The organism is Psychrobacillus sp. PGGUH221 (genome assembly GCF_042055255.1).
Taxonomy (GTDB): domain Bacteria; phylum Bacillota; class Bacilli; order Bacillales_A; family Planococcaceae; genus Psychrobacillus.
Map to the genome: position 1 here is coordinate 98,039 of NZ_JAQMHQ010000011.1, position 16,075 is coordinate 114,113.

At 35.8% G+C, this 16,075-nt stretch carries 13 protein-coding genes, 1 pseudogene and 1 riboswitch; of the genes and pseudogenes, 5 read left to right on the top strand and 9 right to left on the bottom strand.

What is annotated here, in order from left to right:
• Positions 1-45: 45 nt before the first annotated feature.
• The 3 genes from PGC35_RS18460 to PGC35_RS18470 form a co-directional block, all read right to left on the bottom strand.
• Positions 46-1,326: a DUF5667 domain-containing protein gene (locus PGC35_RS18460; RefSeq protein ID WP_375220172.1), complete on the bottom strand. Its 1,281-nt coding sequence runs from the start codon at positions 1,324-1,326 to the stop codon at positions 46-48.
• A gap of 84 nt (positions 1,327-1,410) precedes the next feature.
• Positions 1,411-1,495, bottom strand: a riboswitch (cyclic di-GMP riboswitch).
• 381 nt (positions 1,496-1,876) lie between these two features.
• The gene (locus PGC35_RS18465; RefSeq protein ID WP_053591791.1) at positions 1,877-2,056 is read right to left on the bottom strand and encodes a small acid-soluble spore protein H; all 180 of its coding nucleotides are present in this window, start codon (positions 2,054-2,056) and stop codon (positions 1,877-1,879) included.
• 70 nt (positions 2,057-2,126) lie between these two features.
• Positions 2,127-4,034 carry an endonuclease MutS2 gene (locus PGC35_RS18470; protein WP_375220173.1) on the bottom strand — a complete coding sequence of 636 codons (1,908 nt, stop codon included), beginning with the start codon at positions 4,032-4,034 and terminating at the stop codon, positions 2,127-2,129.
• Between the two features lie 894 nt (positions 4,035-4,928).
• Here PGC35_RS18470 and PGC35_RS18475 point away from each other — a divergent pair.
• A complete protein-coding gene (locus PGC35_RS18475) occupies positions 4,929-5,600 on the top strand; it encodes a hypothetical protein (protein ID WP_375220174.1) in 672 nt (223 codons plus the stop codon).
• Between the two features lie 153 nt (positions 5,601-5,753).
• Positions 5,754-6,158 (top strand): annotated as a pseudogene (locus tag PGC35_RS18480) (IS3 family transposase); the annotation flags it as partial.
• 66 nt (positions 6,159-6,224) lie between these two features.
• Here the strand turns inward: PGC35_RS18480 and PGC35_RS18485 are convergent.
• On the bottom strand, positions 6,225-6,635 hold the full coding sequence (locus PGC35_RS18485) for a DUF2512 family protein (RefSeq protein WP_375220175.1): 411 nt from the start codon (positions 6,633-6,635) through the stop codon (positions 6,225-6,227).
• A gap of 175 nt (positions 6,636-6,810) precedes the next feature.
• Here PGC35_RS18485 and PGC35_RS18490 point away from each other — a divergent pair, with 175 nt between their 5' ends.
• Positions 6,811-7,236, top strand: coding sequence for a GNAT family N-acetyltransferase (locus tag PGC35_RS18490; RefSeq protein WP_375220176.1), 426 nt, complete (start codon positions 6,811-6,813; stop codon positions 7,234-7,236).
• A gap of 527 nt (positions 7,237-7,763) precedes the next feature.
• On the top strand, positions 7,764-7,976 hold the full coding sequence (locus PGC35_RS18495; RefSeq protein WP_056830494.1) for a DUF1540 domain-containing protein: 213 nt from the start codon (positions 7,764-7,766) through the stop codon (positions 7,974-7,976).
• 338 nt (positions 7,977-8,314) lie between these two features.
• Here the strand turns inward: PGC35_RS18495 and PGC35_RS18500 are convergent, their stop codons facing one another.
• The 5 genes from PGC35_RS18500 to groES form a co-directional block, all read right to left on the bottom strand.
• Positions 8,315-9,994 carry a hypothetical protein gene (locus PGC35_RS18500; RefSeq protein WP_375220177.1) on the bottom strand — a complete coding sequence of 560 codons (1,680 nt, stop codon included), beginning with the start codon at positions 9,992-9,994 and terminating at the stop codon, positions 8,315-8,317.
• A 961-nt stretch (positions 9,995-10,955) separates the two neighbouring features.
• The gene (locus tag PGC35_RS18505; protein WP_053591785.1) at positions 10,956-11,921 is read right to left on the bottom strand and encodes an aromatic acid exporter family protein; all 966 of its coding nucleotides are present in this window, start codon (positions 11,919-11,921) and stop codon (positions 10,956-10,958) included.
• Positions 11,922-12,051: 130 nt separating this feature from the next.
• Positions 12,052-12,621, bottom strand: a complete 570-nt coding sequence (locus PGC35_RS18510; protein WP_275784011.1) for an SF0329 family protein — start codon at positions 12,619-12,621, stop codon at positions 12,052-12,054.
• A 506-nt stretch (positions 12,622-13,127) separates the two neighbouring features.
• The gene (groL, locus tag PGC35_RS18515) at positions 13,128-14,759 is read right to left on the bottom strand and encodes a chaperonin GroEL (RefSeq protein WP_375220178.1); all 1,632 of its coding nucleotides are present in this window, start codon (positions 14,757-14,759) and stop codon (positions 13,128-13,130) included.
• A 43-nt stretch (positions 14,760-14,802) separates the two neighbouring features.
• The gene (groES, locus tag PGC35_RS18520; RefSeq protein ID WP_053591782.1) at positions 14,803-15,087 is read right to left on the bottom strand and encodes a co-chaperone GroES; all 285 of its coding nucleotides are present in this window, start codon (positions 15,085-15,087) and stop codon (positions 14,803-14,805) included.
• Between the two features lie 186 nt (positions 15,088-15,273).
• Between groES and PGC35_RS18525 the strand changes: the two genes are divergently transcribed.
• A complete protein-coding gene (locus tag PGC35_RS18525; protein ID WP_375220179.1) occupies positions 15,274-15,987 on the top strand; it encodes a CPBP family intramembrane glutamic endopeptidase in 714 nt (237 codons plus the stop codon).
• Positions 15,988-16,075: the final 88 nt, after the last annotated feature.

The following is a 16,075-nucleotide window of genomic DNA, read 5'->3' on the forward strand; positions in this document are numbered from 1 at the left end:
GAAAATTTAGATATTATTATTAATAAAGAAAAAGACAAAGGGGATTTACTCCTCTTTGTCTTTTTTCCCGTTATTCGATTTTTCCTTGTCTTTATTCCCTTGTTGTTTAGCCTCGGCTTCTTGTTTCTTTGCTGCAGCCTTTGTAGCCTCTTCTTCAGCTTTCGCTGCTGCTTCTTTTTGTTTAGCCTCAGCTTTTGCTTTCGCTTCTTCAGCTTTAAGTGCGGCTTCATTTTGTTTAGCTTCTGCTTTTGCTGCTGCTTCTTTTTGTTTAGCTTCTACTTTCGCTACTGCTTCTTTTTGTTTAGCTTCTGCTTTTACTTTCTCTTCTTCAGCTTTTTTAGCTAATTCTTCAGCTTTTAATTTTGCTTCTTCCACTTTTTTAGCGGCCTCTTGTTTTTTCTCCTCCGCTTTCGAAGATGCATCTTGTACTTTTGGTGCAGCTGGTGTCTTAGTATCTGTAACTTTAGGTACCATAACCGCTGAAGCAGTTACTGGTTGTTCCGTAGATTCTTTTTGTACTTCATTTTCCTCTTCTAGAGGTATTTCTTCTTTTGAATCTGTTGTGTTTTCATCCGCAACAGCATCATCTGATTCTACTTCTTCTATCGGTTCCTCAGATTCAGTGGCTTCTTCCTCTGAAGTTTCTTCTTTCTCTTTTTCAAGCTTAGCTAGTTTTTTCTCTATCTTTTTAGCCAATCTTTCTTCCGCTTTTACAACATTTTTAGCAAGTGCTTCTTTAGCTTTTGTATTTTCTACTTTTTCTAATGCTGCTTGTAAAGCAAGAAGATTTGAAGAGAATTTTGCTTCTAAATCAGCATAAGCCGAATCTACTTCGGATTCTTCTCCCGTTGCATCATCTTCAACAGCTGGATCATCTTCATTAGCAACTTCATCCGGATTGTCTTGTTCTACACTTTCTTTATACTTAGCTAAAGCCTCGTCTTGTTGGTCAATCGCTAGTTGTAGTGTTTCAATTGCTTTCTCTTCATCACCTTGCTCAAATAATGCTGTCGCTTCTAGAATTCGCTCTTCCGCTAATGCGCTAAGCAATTCTGCTTCTTTCATGTCATCGAATGTGAAAGCCAATTGAACACTTTCTTGCAATGATTTAAGAAAATAGAAAAAATCACCGGGTAATAATGCAGGTTCTTCCGTATCATTTGTATCATCCGTAACTCCAGATTCCACTTCTGAGTCATTCTCTACTGTTGTCGTGGAATCATTCGTTTCTGCAAATGAAGGACTAACACCTACAAAAAACACAATGAAAGCAACAAACATAAATGCAAGCAGTGTTTTTTGCAAATTCCCTTTAAAATTAGACATAAAAAAACTCCTCTCTCCTATTAAAAATAGAAATACAAGGAAGAACTGTGAATTGAACTTTATTTCAAGTTTTCATCCATATTCTTCGGTAGTTCAGCCACCATAGCCGTTAGGCGTTAGGTCTGAAACTTTGCGTCTTCATCTTTCGACAAATTTGCCTTTTTCGGAATAAGTACCTACATCTAAATAATGCATGTCCCTATCAAGGATAATTATATATTACTAGATTATAGATATCTATCTATTTTTAACTAATTTTCCTGCGTACTTTCGGCTAGGAGAAAAGCACCCCCATTATTTGTGTGTTCACTAAAAAAGGTACGTTGTAAATGACAAATATGGGCTTAAATTGAGGGTTTCTTCGGTTGGGGAGCACCTAACTACATTTACTTTAACAATGATGTTGTTAGATAGAAGAAAGGTAATCAACGTGTCCAGACAAAAAGCGAGTATGTGAACGATTTCGTTCACATACTCGCTAAGAGATACCTCGAAGAGTTTTTCAGTTGCCCTCATAGGGTGCTTTTTTATACACGTAAGTGCAACTATGTTACTGTTCCATTAAGCTTGTGACAGATACACTTTGTTTATTTTCTGGTTCATCAAGGGAATGGATTGTCGCTTTTCCATTTTGTTTGTCTACATGTTCAATATAAATATTTTCACCGTTATAGGTTACATTAATCATATCAGGCGAAAAAACAATTTCTTCTGCGCGTTGTGCATTCATTGCTTCTACCTCCTTTTAAAATTCAATCGTTATTATATTTACCCGATCTTACTTATATATACTTAACAAATCAGCATTCACTTTGCCCTTTCTTTATTTCTTTAGAAACTTTCTTCAACGCTTTTTTAGATCCTCTTTCCATGTCATGTTGGAATTTCCGTTCTTTGTAACTTATAAATAAAGTACTGACATCATATCCTTCTGGATAAAGCTCTGTAGCTTTTACTTCAAGCTCTATTCTTTTTGCATTCACCTTTATAATTTCATTATTATAGAACACTAATACATTATTGAAATTGTCCTTTTTCTCATACACAATTCCCGAATCGTTCTGTTCCATTATTTTTACTCTGTCCCCTATTTCAAATTCATAAGTGTGCTCTTCCCTAGTTGTGATTTGTACCGGCTTTTTAACTTTATTGTCTCTTACCCGTTCTAAATCATAATTTTTATTTTCAATATAGTGCTGTGCTTTTTGCAATACCTTTTCACGTAAATTCATTTTCTTTGAAATCCAAAGCGCGTTACTATCTCCTGACTTACCTATTAAAAGCTTATACATCGGCTCTAACGCTTCACTGTTAAATTGCATTGCTGCATTTATGAAGTCACTATGAATTTCCGAATAGCGTTTTATTTCTCCGTAATGAGTGGTAGCCACTGTAATACACCCCATTTGATAAAATTCCTCCAGGATAGCAATGGCTAGTGCGGCTCCTTCATTCGGTTCGGTCCCACTTCCAATTTCATCAAAAAGTAGTAGCGTGTTATTCGTGGACGCACTCATAATCTCTGAGATATTTTTCATATGAGATGAAAAAGTACTAAGGGAGTTTTCAATGCTTTGATTGTCACCAATATCTACATAAAGATGATCAAACACTGCTATTTCTGTACCTTCATCGGCCGAAATATGAAATCCTGACATGACAGCTAATGTTAATATTCCAATCGTTTTCAAAACGACAGTTTTTCCACCAGCATTTGGTCCTGTAATAATTAGGCTACGATAACCTTTTCCTATCTCGAAATCTAACGGCACAATATTTCCAGACAAAAGCGGATGCTTACAATTCGTCAGTTTAATATATCCATGATTATTTAACCTCGGCTCGATTCCATCCATTCTTTTACTAAACTTCGCCTTCGCAAAAATCATGTCATACTGACCAATCAGTTCAATATTGATGTTTATTTGTCTATTTTCCTCTAAAACACTACCTGAAAGAGTCGCTAAAATTTGGTACTCCTCTATAGACTCCTCTGCTTTAAGCACAGCCAATTCTGCATTTAGTTTTGAAATTGCAGCAGGTTCAATAAACACCGTAGATCCTTTGGAAGACATTTCAACGATTGTACCAGCTACCTGATTTTTATAGGAAGCTTTTATAGGAATTGTAAAACGATCATCCTTTTTGCTTATAAAAAATTCTTGAATATACTCTTTATTAGTACTACTCTTCAAAAACTTATTTAACCTTTCTTCAATTTTATCTTCGACTTTATCTATTTGATTTCGAATTCGTTTCAATTCTTTACTCGCTTCCGAATCTACTCTATTCCCTTTTATAGAATAATTAATGTTTTCTTCGATATCTCTAAATTCCATCATGGAATGAGAATAAGAATGGAGAACTGGAGCAAAAAACTCCTTATCCAACATAAACTTCTTTATCGTTCTACATCCTCTCAAGAAGTCAGATATAGCAACTAACTCAGAAGGACTTAAAATCATTCCCTTTTCAAGCTTTTCCATTTGCAAGTTTATATTGGAAACACCTTTTAAGGGAAGATGACTTTCAGCATCCAATAGCTTTCTTGCCTCTGTCGTTTCATTTAACCTGTTTTGTACCACCTTAATATTCGTGCTTGGTTGAAGCTTATCAAGTAATTCCTTGCCTAAACTACTGACACAGTGTGATTTCACCATTTCCTTTAATTCGTCATATTGTAATTTTTCATATGTCATCATATTCATGTGTAACCCTCCTTAAATTTAAAAACAGAAAGCTCCCGTTTAGTTGCTAGCCCCTGCAGAAACGCTCCTCTGCGACAAGCTTTGCGCAGGAGCAAATTGGCATTTGACCTTAGGCGAAAGCGCCTGAACAATTTTCTGAGTAAAACACTTGCTTGTCATTAATAAAAAAATGCCCGCAAGAATCTCACCTACCATTCCAAGTTCACGTTAATTCGTAAAATGGATAGAAAGCTCCTGCGGGCATTCGCCTAGTGATTTGCACAAGGCATTTAATCATCAACTAACAAGCAATGAAAGAAAAAAAAGCATGGCAGGACAAATCCCGCCATGCTTTTCGATCTAACATACTTGTATGTTAAACGAATATATGGAAAAGGAAGCAGTCTTTAAGGTAGGTATTCACAATGCTCATAGACACTGTGAAACAAGGCATACTTAAATAAACTGGAATATAACCAGTTCTTAAAAGCCTTATTAAACTAAATCAGTATTAGTTCATACCTACTTCAGACATACTTCACCACACCTTTTATAAGAATATTTTCAATATAGCATCATTTAAAACGAGAGTCAATCGGGCACATTATAATCCCCAATCTAATTTTAAGACATCTTTGAAAGCCAATAGAATCCATTAGGCAACAGGTTTACCACTCCATTCAATTTTCAATGCAAACATCTTAATTGTTATTAACACTTCTTTATGAACGATATAAAGAAGTGTTTTTCGATATAAACAGTCTTTAATACTTATACATTAGTATCTTAGACTCAAATCTAATAAGATTCCAAAGTACTATTTTTACCAACTATACCCATTTTCACTTGCATGCCTTAAAATTTGGTAACTATAATTATAATATGAAAATAATTAATGATATGGGGATGAGGTAAATGAAGAAGGCGTTTTTGTTTTTAGGGGTATCAATAACCATGATTTTAGCAGCATGCGGTGATACTAAAGAGTCAACGGAAGATAAAGAAGTTTCCGATGCAAATGTTTCAACAGAAGTTTCAGCAACTGAAACAGTAAATGCAGAAGACAGTGATCAAAAAGATGAAACAGAAAAGACCGAAAATAAATCAGAGGATAAAGCGGACGGTACTAGTACAAAAGCTCTCCCTCAAGGAGAAAATCTGTTAAAAGAGGATATCGTATTTGAATATGAGGACGGAGATATAGTCATGACCATCAATCATGCCGAGTTCACGAAAGAATTTGCATCCTCTACAGGAGATGACAAGCGAAGTATCATTTCTGATAAAGAAATTTACCTTCATTTATCAGGGACTATCAGTAATGACACACTAGATTCATTCAGTTATGGTCATCAATTAGGAAGCGTTAAGTTTAAGGCAATTTACGATAACAAACATGAATTTGATTTCCTAGCTACAACAGAATCATTAGACGGATCTAAATTGGAAGGTGCAAGTATCGACTCCTTACAAGAGCAAAACTTCCACTTATACTCACAAGTCCCTCTTCCAGTTTCCGAGCGAGATAACTCCCTAGTTTTTGTTGTAATCGATAGTGAAGGCGAACACGAAATCGTCCTTCGTTAATAACAGAAAAGCATCCAAGCCTGAACTGCCCCGTAAATGTTAGACACTAAACTAACATTTGCGGGGTGTTTTTTATGGCTAGATTTACAGCCGAAGAAAAAATCAAAATGGTATTGCGTTATTTAGGAGGCAATGAAAGTTATCAGGAAATAGGATGGCGAAATCATTGCTTACAAGATAATGAACCGTCCAGTTTATCAACTTGTAGGTGATATGTTAGACGAGGCAATCGGAAATTTAAATCCAGGAAATGAAGTCATTCTACATTCCGATCAAGGCTGGCATTATCAAATGAAGAAGTATCAGAAGACATTAGAGAAACACAATATAAAGCAAAGTATGTCCCGTAAGGGTAATTGTTTAGATAACGCAGTTATTGAGAACTTCTTTGGCTTATTAAAGTCCGAGCTTCTTTATCTACAAGAGTTTGAGAGTATGGAACATTTTGAACGTGAACTACATGAATATATCGAGTATTACAACCATAAACGAATGAAGGCAAAATTAAAAGACCTAAGTCCAGTAGAATACCGAACTCAGGTCTTAGAAGCTGCTTAAACTATTTGTCTAACTTTATTGGGTCAGATCAGCCTTCATATTCGCTTAGATGCTTTTATTTTCATTCTAATGCTTTTTAGCTACTCCTGAAACCTCATCCAACTTTGATATTTGTTTTCCCACGAAAACTGTGCGATCAAGGTATTTATGGAAAAACCATTCTCCTAAAGCTATAACAATTGCAGATATGATAGCACCAACTGCAAGATTCTCATTAGCATCTGTTAGAGCAATTAACATATACCAAATGACAAGGAAGCCTATGATTAAATCAGCAATAGTAGCCATAATATTACGCAATCGTTTTGGAGCCAATCTAAAGAGAATAAAATCACCCAATACATATGCGAAAATGGTTAAAACTAAACTAGTCCAAACGGTATCCATGAAAGGAACATCGAATAACAGGGTTAATATAATTAAAAGAACCGCTGCAATCATAACAAATTTGATACCGAGTGCTTTTAAATGATCCATTATTCTACCTCCTTATTATCTTCTCCTATTCTTTACCCTGTACTTAGTTTCATGAATCATAATAATTTAGACATTAGAAATATAATCACTTTTTTTTTACTAGAATATTTTCACATAAGCTACAATCTCCTATATGATGAGTATAAGTGTGCTTAAGAAAGAGAGTTGAAAAATTTTGAAAGTGAAGATTGTCCAAACTAAAGAAGAACTAGACACGGTTTTTGATATTCGGATAAAAGTTTTTGTCCATGAACAACTTGTACCGATGGAAGAAGAAATAGATGAGTACGAAAATGATTCAGTTCATTTTCTACTATACGATGGTGAAAACTCGATAGGAACTGGTCGGTTCCGTATAGTAAACGGTATAGGTAAGGTGGAACGAATTTGTGTTTTATCTGATAAGCGAAAACGCGGTAGTGGTAAATGTATAATGCAAGGAATCGAAGAATACGCTATACGACAAAATATAAATAAATTAATGCTGCATGGTCAAACGCATGCTGAAAAATTTTATATTCATTTAGGGTATAAGACAGTTTCGGACGTCTTCTTTGAAGCAGGCATTCCACATGTTGTAATGGAAAAAGAAATTATTTAAACAGATTCAACCTTTACATACTACTTTTCATAAAGAAAAAAGAGATTATCACTAATTCAATTAGTGATAATCTCTTCGTTTTTGGAGTAAAAATTTTTTGACAAAAAAAGAGCCTCACTTCTTCAACAGTGAGGCCTCCAATTCCAATACTATGGAATTTCATGAGAAAAACGAAGGGAGATCTTCTTCAGTTATCAACTGATTCTCATATTTATATTTTACCCCAAAAAAACATAATACTAACTGGCAATATTATCTATTATATTAATTAATTAGAATCATACTAAAATAATAAATTCTTAAAAAATATAAAATATTAGTAAATATTATCTTAAAATTTATTATTTTTTTCCTTTTAATATTAAAAACAATGTATTTTTTTTACAAAACTACGAAAACCATATGATTTATTAGAATGCGAATAATTTTATACATACTATTTACCCAATTTGGACATACTAAGTTTGAAGAAAGAATCTTATGGTTATTTCTTCTAAATTTTAAATTCAACTTTAGGGGGTAGACGGATGCCGATTGTAGAAGTTAACTGTTCTGTAGCAAATTGTGTATTTCATGCGGAAGGAAATATTTGCGGAGCTGATCAAATCAAAATTGATATTGATTCCCAGTCAAAGTATGACTCAGAGTTTGCTCAGGAATTCGACTTTTTCAACCGTACAGAAGAAGCAATCCATTCTGCAGATACTTGCTGTAAAACATTTAAACCAAAAAACAAATAATTTATTATTTTCCACATTCTATTGGAATCTATTTATCTGTCAAAGATAAGATATCTCAATAGATAGCAAAGAGGTCTAAAATTGTTATAAAAAGACTCCCCAATTGAATTTAATTTTTTTGAATGGTCAACCAGCTTATTTCTGGTTGGCCATTTCACTTTGTTGTTCACACATAAAAAGGGTCTCTTTTCAAATCCATGAATTGAGGAAGCCTTGTTTACAATATACTTAAAAAGAGGGAAATGAATATTCTCCTTCATTCATTCCCCTTCCTCTTTTTATTCAGTTCAAAGCCACTATACTCTTATACTACGATCGATTATGCTAGAGAGTCCCTCTTATTTTAGGAAGTTTATAAGGTTAGAGAATGAAGCTGCTAGGTCTTGATAGTATCCAATCATTTTATCCTTTAAAGAGATTTGGTCTGATTCCTTTTCTACCTCATTTTGACTCGTTTGTTCTGTTTCAGTAGCCAAACTTACTTCTTCATTTACTGGTTGTACTGGTTCCTCAAGATCTGATACTGTATTTTCCACTGATTCTACGGTTTCTTGCTCTGGTGTTTCTACATCAGAAGGTTGATCTTGATTTTCTACAACGACTGGGCTTTCTAGATTAACGTCAGTATCATTTGTAAGACCTGTACTAGCGTTATCAACTGAGACGTCTTGGGATGTATCTGCCTCTAAAGTTGTTGTATCTGTTTCACCAGCATCAGCAGATATATCGGTTGCTACATCAATTCCTTCAACGTTTTCAGATTCTTCACTTGTTTGAGCTAATTTTTGTTCAATAAATGTTTGATAGTATCCAATAACACTTTGATAGCCATCACCGATAAATTGATAAGTTTCATCTACCCATGTACTAGAGTCATCTTCTTGATTTTGTGAACCATCTACTTGGCCTTCTTCAACTGTTGGTGCACCTGTTTCTTCAGCTTTTCCTTCTTCTTCAGCTGCGATTGCATCACCATCTACTTGGCCGTCTTCAGCTGTTGGTGCTTCTGTTTCTTCAACTGTTCCATCTTCTTCAGTTGCTGCTGTATCATCTTCTACTTGGCCATCTTCAGTTGTTGGTGCTTTTGTTTCTTCAGCTGCTTCGTCTTCTTCAACTGCTTCTGTACCATCTTCTACTTGGCCATCTTCAGCTGTCGGTGCTTCTGTTTCTTCAGCTGCTTCGTCTTCTTCAACTGCTTCTGTACCATCTACTACTTGGCCATCTTCAGCTGTTGGTGCTTCTGTTTCTTCTTCTGTTCCTTCTTCTTCAGCTGCTTCTGTACCATCTTCTACTTGGCCATCTTCAGCTGCTGGGGCTTCTGTTTCTTCTTCTGCTTCGTCTTCTTCAGCTGCTTCTGTACCATCTTCTACTTGGCCATCTTCAGTTGTTGGTGCTTTTGTTTCTTCAGCTGCTTCGTCTTCTTCAACTGCTTCTGTACCATCTTCTACTTGGCCATCTTCAGCTGTTGGTGCTTCTGTTTCTTCAGCTGCTTCGTCTTCTTCAACTGCTTCTGTACCATCTTCTACTTGGCCATCTTCAGTTGTTGGTGCTTCTGTTTCTTCTGCTGTACCTTCTTCAGCTGCTTCTGTACCATCTTCTACTTGGCCATCTTCAGCTGTTGGAGCTTCTGTTTCTTCATCTGTTCCTTCTTCTTCTGCTGCTGATGTATCATCACTTATTTCGCCTTCTTGTGGTTTATCATTATTTGTTTCATCTATATTATCATCTGGATCATCATTAGTTGTGCCGGAATTTTCTTGAGCTAGTTTGCTAACTAGTTTACCTTTTTCAGGAGAACCTGGTAGACTTTTAGCTAATGCAGATACTTCCTGACCATGATTTTTCACTTGTTCAATAACTTCAGGATTAACACCCTTTGTATCAAGCTCTGCTGCAGAAGTAGGTGCACCAGCTGCCAAAAAGGCTGCAGCCATCATTGATGTTGACATTACTAGTGGCGCTACTTTTTTCGACAAATTTTTATTTGCTTTCTTAGAATCCATTTGTTTTTTATTCATTACTTGATCTCTCCTAATTCGTATTGTTTTCTACTGATAGGATGGATTTTTCATAAATTCCGTTATTTATCGTTTCACCTCATATCAGCACGAGTAAGATTATTACTCAAATTTTCCGGCAGCACCATCATCTGCCTGTCTAGAATATAACAAAGCTTTGTTACCATTTTGTGTTACTCCGTTTAAGAAAAATGACAGTTCCCTTACGTGTTTATAGAATTTTGCAATAAATGAAATTTTATATAAAGCCCAAACAACTCTATTCTAAAAAAATAATTATGCTTTCATATTAGTTCTCTCTGATATTTCTGTGTTTTCCCACCCCGTATAATTTGAATAAAAATGCCCAATTTTACTTTACAAATAAAACCCGAAAGTAAATATTATTAAAACAATATTATAGTTGTTTGATAAATGTTTATATTCAGACATCTGATAACGTGCCTTTAGTACGGTAGACAAATAACATTGCGTGCGTGTATTCATCTACATTTTTAATGCACATAATTGTTTGAAGACCCAAACATTTATTGTTGAACCTAAAAAAACTGATTGTCTCTTATTCAGAAACAGCCAGTTACACTTTCACAACATTATGATGAAGCCATTGATTCTAAAAGCTCTTGAACGCTGTTAACTTTCGTATAAGGATCAAACTCGCCGTATACTCTGATAACTGATTGCAAATCTGCCCCGCCCAAAACACCTAGCTGAAAATCAATTCCACAATTCAACTTTAGATTAATGTAAAATGAAAGTTTTTATCCTCCTAAATATAAATAATGTCGTTCAGTGGAATTTCTCAAACCCATTGCTCCTCACACACCCCAAATCCAGAAAATATATTAAAAATCAAAAGGATATCGACAGAGTATTATATAATCGATATCCGATTTTTATTTTATGAAATCGTGATGAATCATCTGAATATCCTCTCTCACAAGCTCCTTCCACTATCGACTTATCGACTTCTTTTGGCAAAAAGTTTTTTCTTTATGTTTAAGTAGTTTTTCATTTCAAAAATCAAATAAAATAGATTCGCCCGTATTTCAAATTCTTCTCTAGTCTTTGGCAACTCCATCTTGCTGATCAAGGCATTTAATTCCTCTAACTCATTTAATGAAATGTCCGTTGTATCTCCCGAATGAACGTTCCGACTTAAATTCTCCAAGAACTCTGCAAACATTTCTTTCTGTTTGACGTCTAGGCTGGATGAAGAGAAAATAGCAACGATTTTCATCATATGTTTTAGAAGTTCCAGTTGATCCTCTCGCATTTCCAGATAATAATAATCTATATTTTGTTTTCGCAACAGATGATTTTCTACATCTTGAATGGCAATGCTTTTGGATTGATTAATCAAATCTTCTACCTCAAGTATTTCTTTCCCATCCCAGCTTCGCATATTATCCCTTAAATGGGCAGAGAGTTCAAAGAGAAGAATTTCAAACTTTTGTTCAATCTCCTTCTTAAAGATTTCAATGTCCCGCTTGAAACTTGGCATGAAACTATTGACGAGAAGAGCAATTCCCATACCGATTAAAATAATATAGAGCTCGTTCAGAAACATAGCCCAGTTAGCATCCTTTACCGTATAAACATGTAATACGACAACCATACTTGTGACAAAACCACCCTGGATGTGAGCTCTTACGAGGATTGGAACAAATAATAAAATAAATAAGGAAAAGACAATGGGATAATAACCTAATACTTCAAAGAACAAACCACCAAGAATCAAAGATAAAAGAGAGGCAAAGAATTTATCCTTAATTGTAATTAATGTCTTTTTCTTCGTTTTCTCGATACACATAATAACAATAATTGCTGCAAATGTTGCAAATTCCAAATCCAATAAACTCGCAATCCAAATTGCCAGCCCTGCTCCTACAGCAGTCTTTATCGTCCGATAGCCCATACCAATCATAGAAGCACCATCCTATTATTTTCTATGTAAATCTTTGCAGGTTACCTGGTTTACAAACATTCGTGTTAATTCATATATATATGTACAATCATACACACCATAACCGGTTGGCATCTAGTACTTTTATTTATCATAACGTACTTAGCCGTAGTTCATAAAAATACTGCACAATTGGATGCTTTAACTTCATCTTCTCACTCATGTTTAAAATTCGTTTTTTCCCAACCCGTCTGTCCACCAAAGCTAGAATATTCAATAGGATATCATTGCTCTCTATGCTTTCCTCTATAGAAGTGGATAAAAACTTATTAGCAACAACGATAAAATTTGATTTACTTAATGATGACTGCGCTGACAAAAGCGCCTTTGCATATTCTGATAATTTTCTACTCCTTGCAATTACTTGTAGACGATCCTCCGGAACTATCCCCTTGGTTTCTTTTCTTACCGCTTCAATTTCTTCATTGTTGATAGGAATTTGGATATCTGAATCATTCTTAATTTCCAGCTCCGTCTGATACCATCTGATTAAGGTAGTTTTATCACTCATATTAAGTACATTCTTTTTATCTACCGCAATATAACAAAGTCCTGCTTTATCAGGTAAATAACGGTAGCTGGTTGCAAGGTATTCAACTCTTCCATATAATGCAGGACAGAGAAAGCTCTCCAGATTTTGCTTCAATTTGCTCCAGGCCATGTAATTCTCCTTAATTTTTATTTTATAAATATTTATTGAGACAGTCGTTCTAATATCTATAATACAATAACCAACACATCGATTTAATAGTGAGCTAGAAAAATTCCCAGACTGATGAAACAATAACTATAAGTAATATGGTCATTCGGCTTAAGACAACAACATTATTTAAATATATCGAGCATATCCAGTCAATAATAATCGTCCCTACCACAAAGAATGTCTATCTCCACGTGACAAAAGAAATGAAAAAAGAAGCTTCCCAAAAGTTTGCACAACTAATGAGAAGCCTCTAATATAATCCTATATGTTAGCAAAATGTTAGCATTTCACATTCACCTTACATACAACCCCTTATATATCAAGGGGTTGATGGGAAGAGTAGCTCGGACTAAAAGCGCGACATCGCGTCACAACGTCCGAGTGAACAACATCCTGGATTAAGGAACTTAGGCAAAAACCGCAACATCCTGTTGCAATGCCTAAGCCACCACATCCTGTGGAAGTTACATCATGCCGCCCATTCCACCCATATCAGGCATTCCCATTCCACCAGCTGCCGGTTCAGGGATGTCTGCTACTACTGCTTCTGTAGTTAAGAATAGTGAAGCTACAGATGCAGCGTTTTGAAGTGCTGAACGAGTTACTTTTGTTGGATCTACGATACCAGCATCCATCATGTTTACCCATTCGCCTGTTGCTGCGTTGAAACCAGTACCGATTTCTTCGCGTTTTAAACGATCCACAACGATTGATCCTTCCAGACCAGCGTTGTTAGCGATTTGACGAACTGGTTCTTCTAATGCACGTAGTACGATTCTTAGTCCAGTTGCTACGTCGCCTTCTTTTGTTTCTGCTAATTCAGCTACTTTGTTGTATACGTTCACTAGTGCAGTACCACCACCAGATACGATACCTTCTTCTACAGCTGCACGAGTTGCGTTTAGAGCATCTTCAATACGAAGTTTGCGTTCTTTTAGTTCCGTTTCTGTTGCTGCTCCAACTTTAACAACCGCTACACCACCAGCAAGTTTAGCAAGGCGTTCTTGTAGTTTTTCTTTGTCAAACTCAGAAGTTGTTTCTTCTAATTGTGAACGGATTTGAGCTACACGACTAGCGATGCGCTCTGATTCCCCGTTACCTTCAACGATCGTTGTGTTGTCTTTTGTTACGACAACTTTAGAAGCGCGTCCAAGTTGTGAAATGTTAGCTGATTTTAAGTCTAATCCTAAGTCTTCTGTAATAACTTCAGCACCAGTTAGGATAGCGATATCTTCTAGCATTGCTTTACGACGGTCACCAAACCCTGGAGCTTTTACAGCTACAGCATTGAATGTTCCACGAAGTTTGTTAACAACTAGAGTAGCCAAAGCTTCTCCCTCAATATCTTCAGAGATTAATAATAGAGGTTTACCTTGTTGTACTACTTGCTCAAGTACTGGAAGAATTTCTTGAATGCTAGAGATTTTTTTATCTGTAATTAAGATATATGGATTATCAAGCACTGCTTCCATTTTATCTGTATTTGTTGCCATATACGCAGAAGTGTATCCGCGATCGAATTGCATACCTTCTACCACGTCAAGCTCAGTAGTGAATCCTTTAGATTCTTCGATTGTAATAACACCATCGTTACCAACGCGTTCCATAGCTTCAGCGATTAATTCGCCTACTTCATTATCACCAGAAGAAATAGCAGCAACTTGAGCGATAGACTCTTTGCCTTCGATTTCTTTTGAGATTGCTTTTAATTCAGTAATTGCTGCTGCAACTGCTAGGTCGATACCTTTACGGATACCTACAGGATTAGCTCCAGCTGTTACGTTTTTCAATCCTTCACGAATCATAGATTGTGCTAAAACAGTAGCAGTTGTAGTACCATCACCAGCAATATCATTTGTTTTAGATGCAACTTCAGCAACTAATTTAGCACCCATGTTTTCAAATGCATCTTCTAGTTCGATATCTTTAGCAATTGTTACACCATCGTTTGTAATAAGTGGTGAACCGAATTTTTTCTCAAGAACTACGTTACGTCCTTTTGGTCCAAGTGTTACTTTTACAGCATCTGCAAGTTTATCTACTCCACGTAGCATTGCACTACGAGCGTCTTCACTGAACTTAATTTCTTTTGCCATGTTTTTATAACCTCCTAATTATTGAATGATAATCTCGTTTTTATTAGCCAATTACAGCTAGTACATCGCTTTCGCGTAATATTAAATATTCGTTGTTTTCATATTTCACTTCTGTTCCTGCATATTTAGAGAAGATGATACGGTCCCCATCTTTCACGTCTAACTCAACGCGAGTTCCGTTTTCAAGTACTCGTCCAGTACCTACAGCAACAACTTTTCCTTCTTGTGGCTTCTCTTTAGCAGAGTCTGGAAGTACGATGCCAGATGCTGTTTTTTCTTCAGCTTCGATTAATTCGATTACGATACGATCACCTAATGGTCTTAACAAGTGAAACTACCTCCCTAAAATAGTAGAATTTAATATTATTAGCACTCTGTCTCTTTGAGTGCTAACACACTTATAATAATAATTAATCACAGAACATTTTGCAAGTGAGAAGGTTAACTTTTTCCTTTATTGTTTTTTTCCTTTACAATAAAAAGAGAATTGTTATCTAGAAAGGAACTAAATTGTATGAAACAACAAAAAACAGGCTTGTATATATTAATTGTTTACTGCGTGATGCAGCTTTCTGGAGCAATCTTTGCACCACTTCTACTTATACTATTTAAGTCTATGGACGTAAAAAATCCTCCATTGGTTGCTTCTGGATGGTGGGTGTTCCTAAGTATGGGGATTGCTACACTGGTTACACTCCTTTTAATTAGAAAAGATAATAACTTTTTACGACCTTTAAAAGGAAAACAGTCACCTATTGGGCAAACTATCGGCTGGGGAGTCGTCGGTTTCTTTCTTGTATTCCTAGGCCAAGGTGTTGCAGCTACTATTGAACTTAAATTAGGAGTTGAACCGGGATCCGAAAATACAGCACAATTTATAGAAATTGCTCACGCTGTTCCTTGGGCAATCTTTTCAATTGTTATTTTCGCTCCTATATTAGAGGAACTAATTTTCCGCCGTATAATTTTCGGCTCTTTATTTCCAAAAACAAATTTCTTCGTAGCCGCATCTGTCAGTGCTATTGTCTTTGCAATCATTCACTTCGACTTTACGCACATCCTACTATATGCTGTTTCTGGGTTTATATTCGCTTTTATTTACCATAAGACAAAGCGGATAGTGGCATCAATCATCTCCCATATGCTATTAAATGGTTTCGTCGTTCTCTTTCAGTTTTACGGAGAAGCTATACAAAAGTTTTTAGAAACTTACTCTCAAATGCCATAAAGAAAAGCGCAAGCGCCTCTGTCAGCCCTGACAAGCAAATGTTCTTCCCACTAAGAAGTCGTTTTTTGACTTCGTTGGGGGAAGGTTA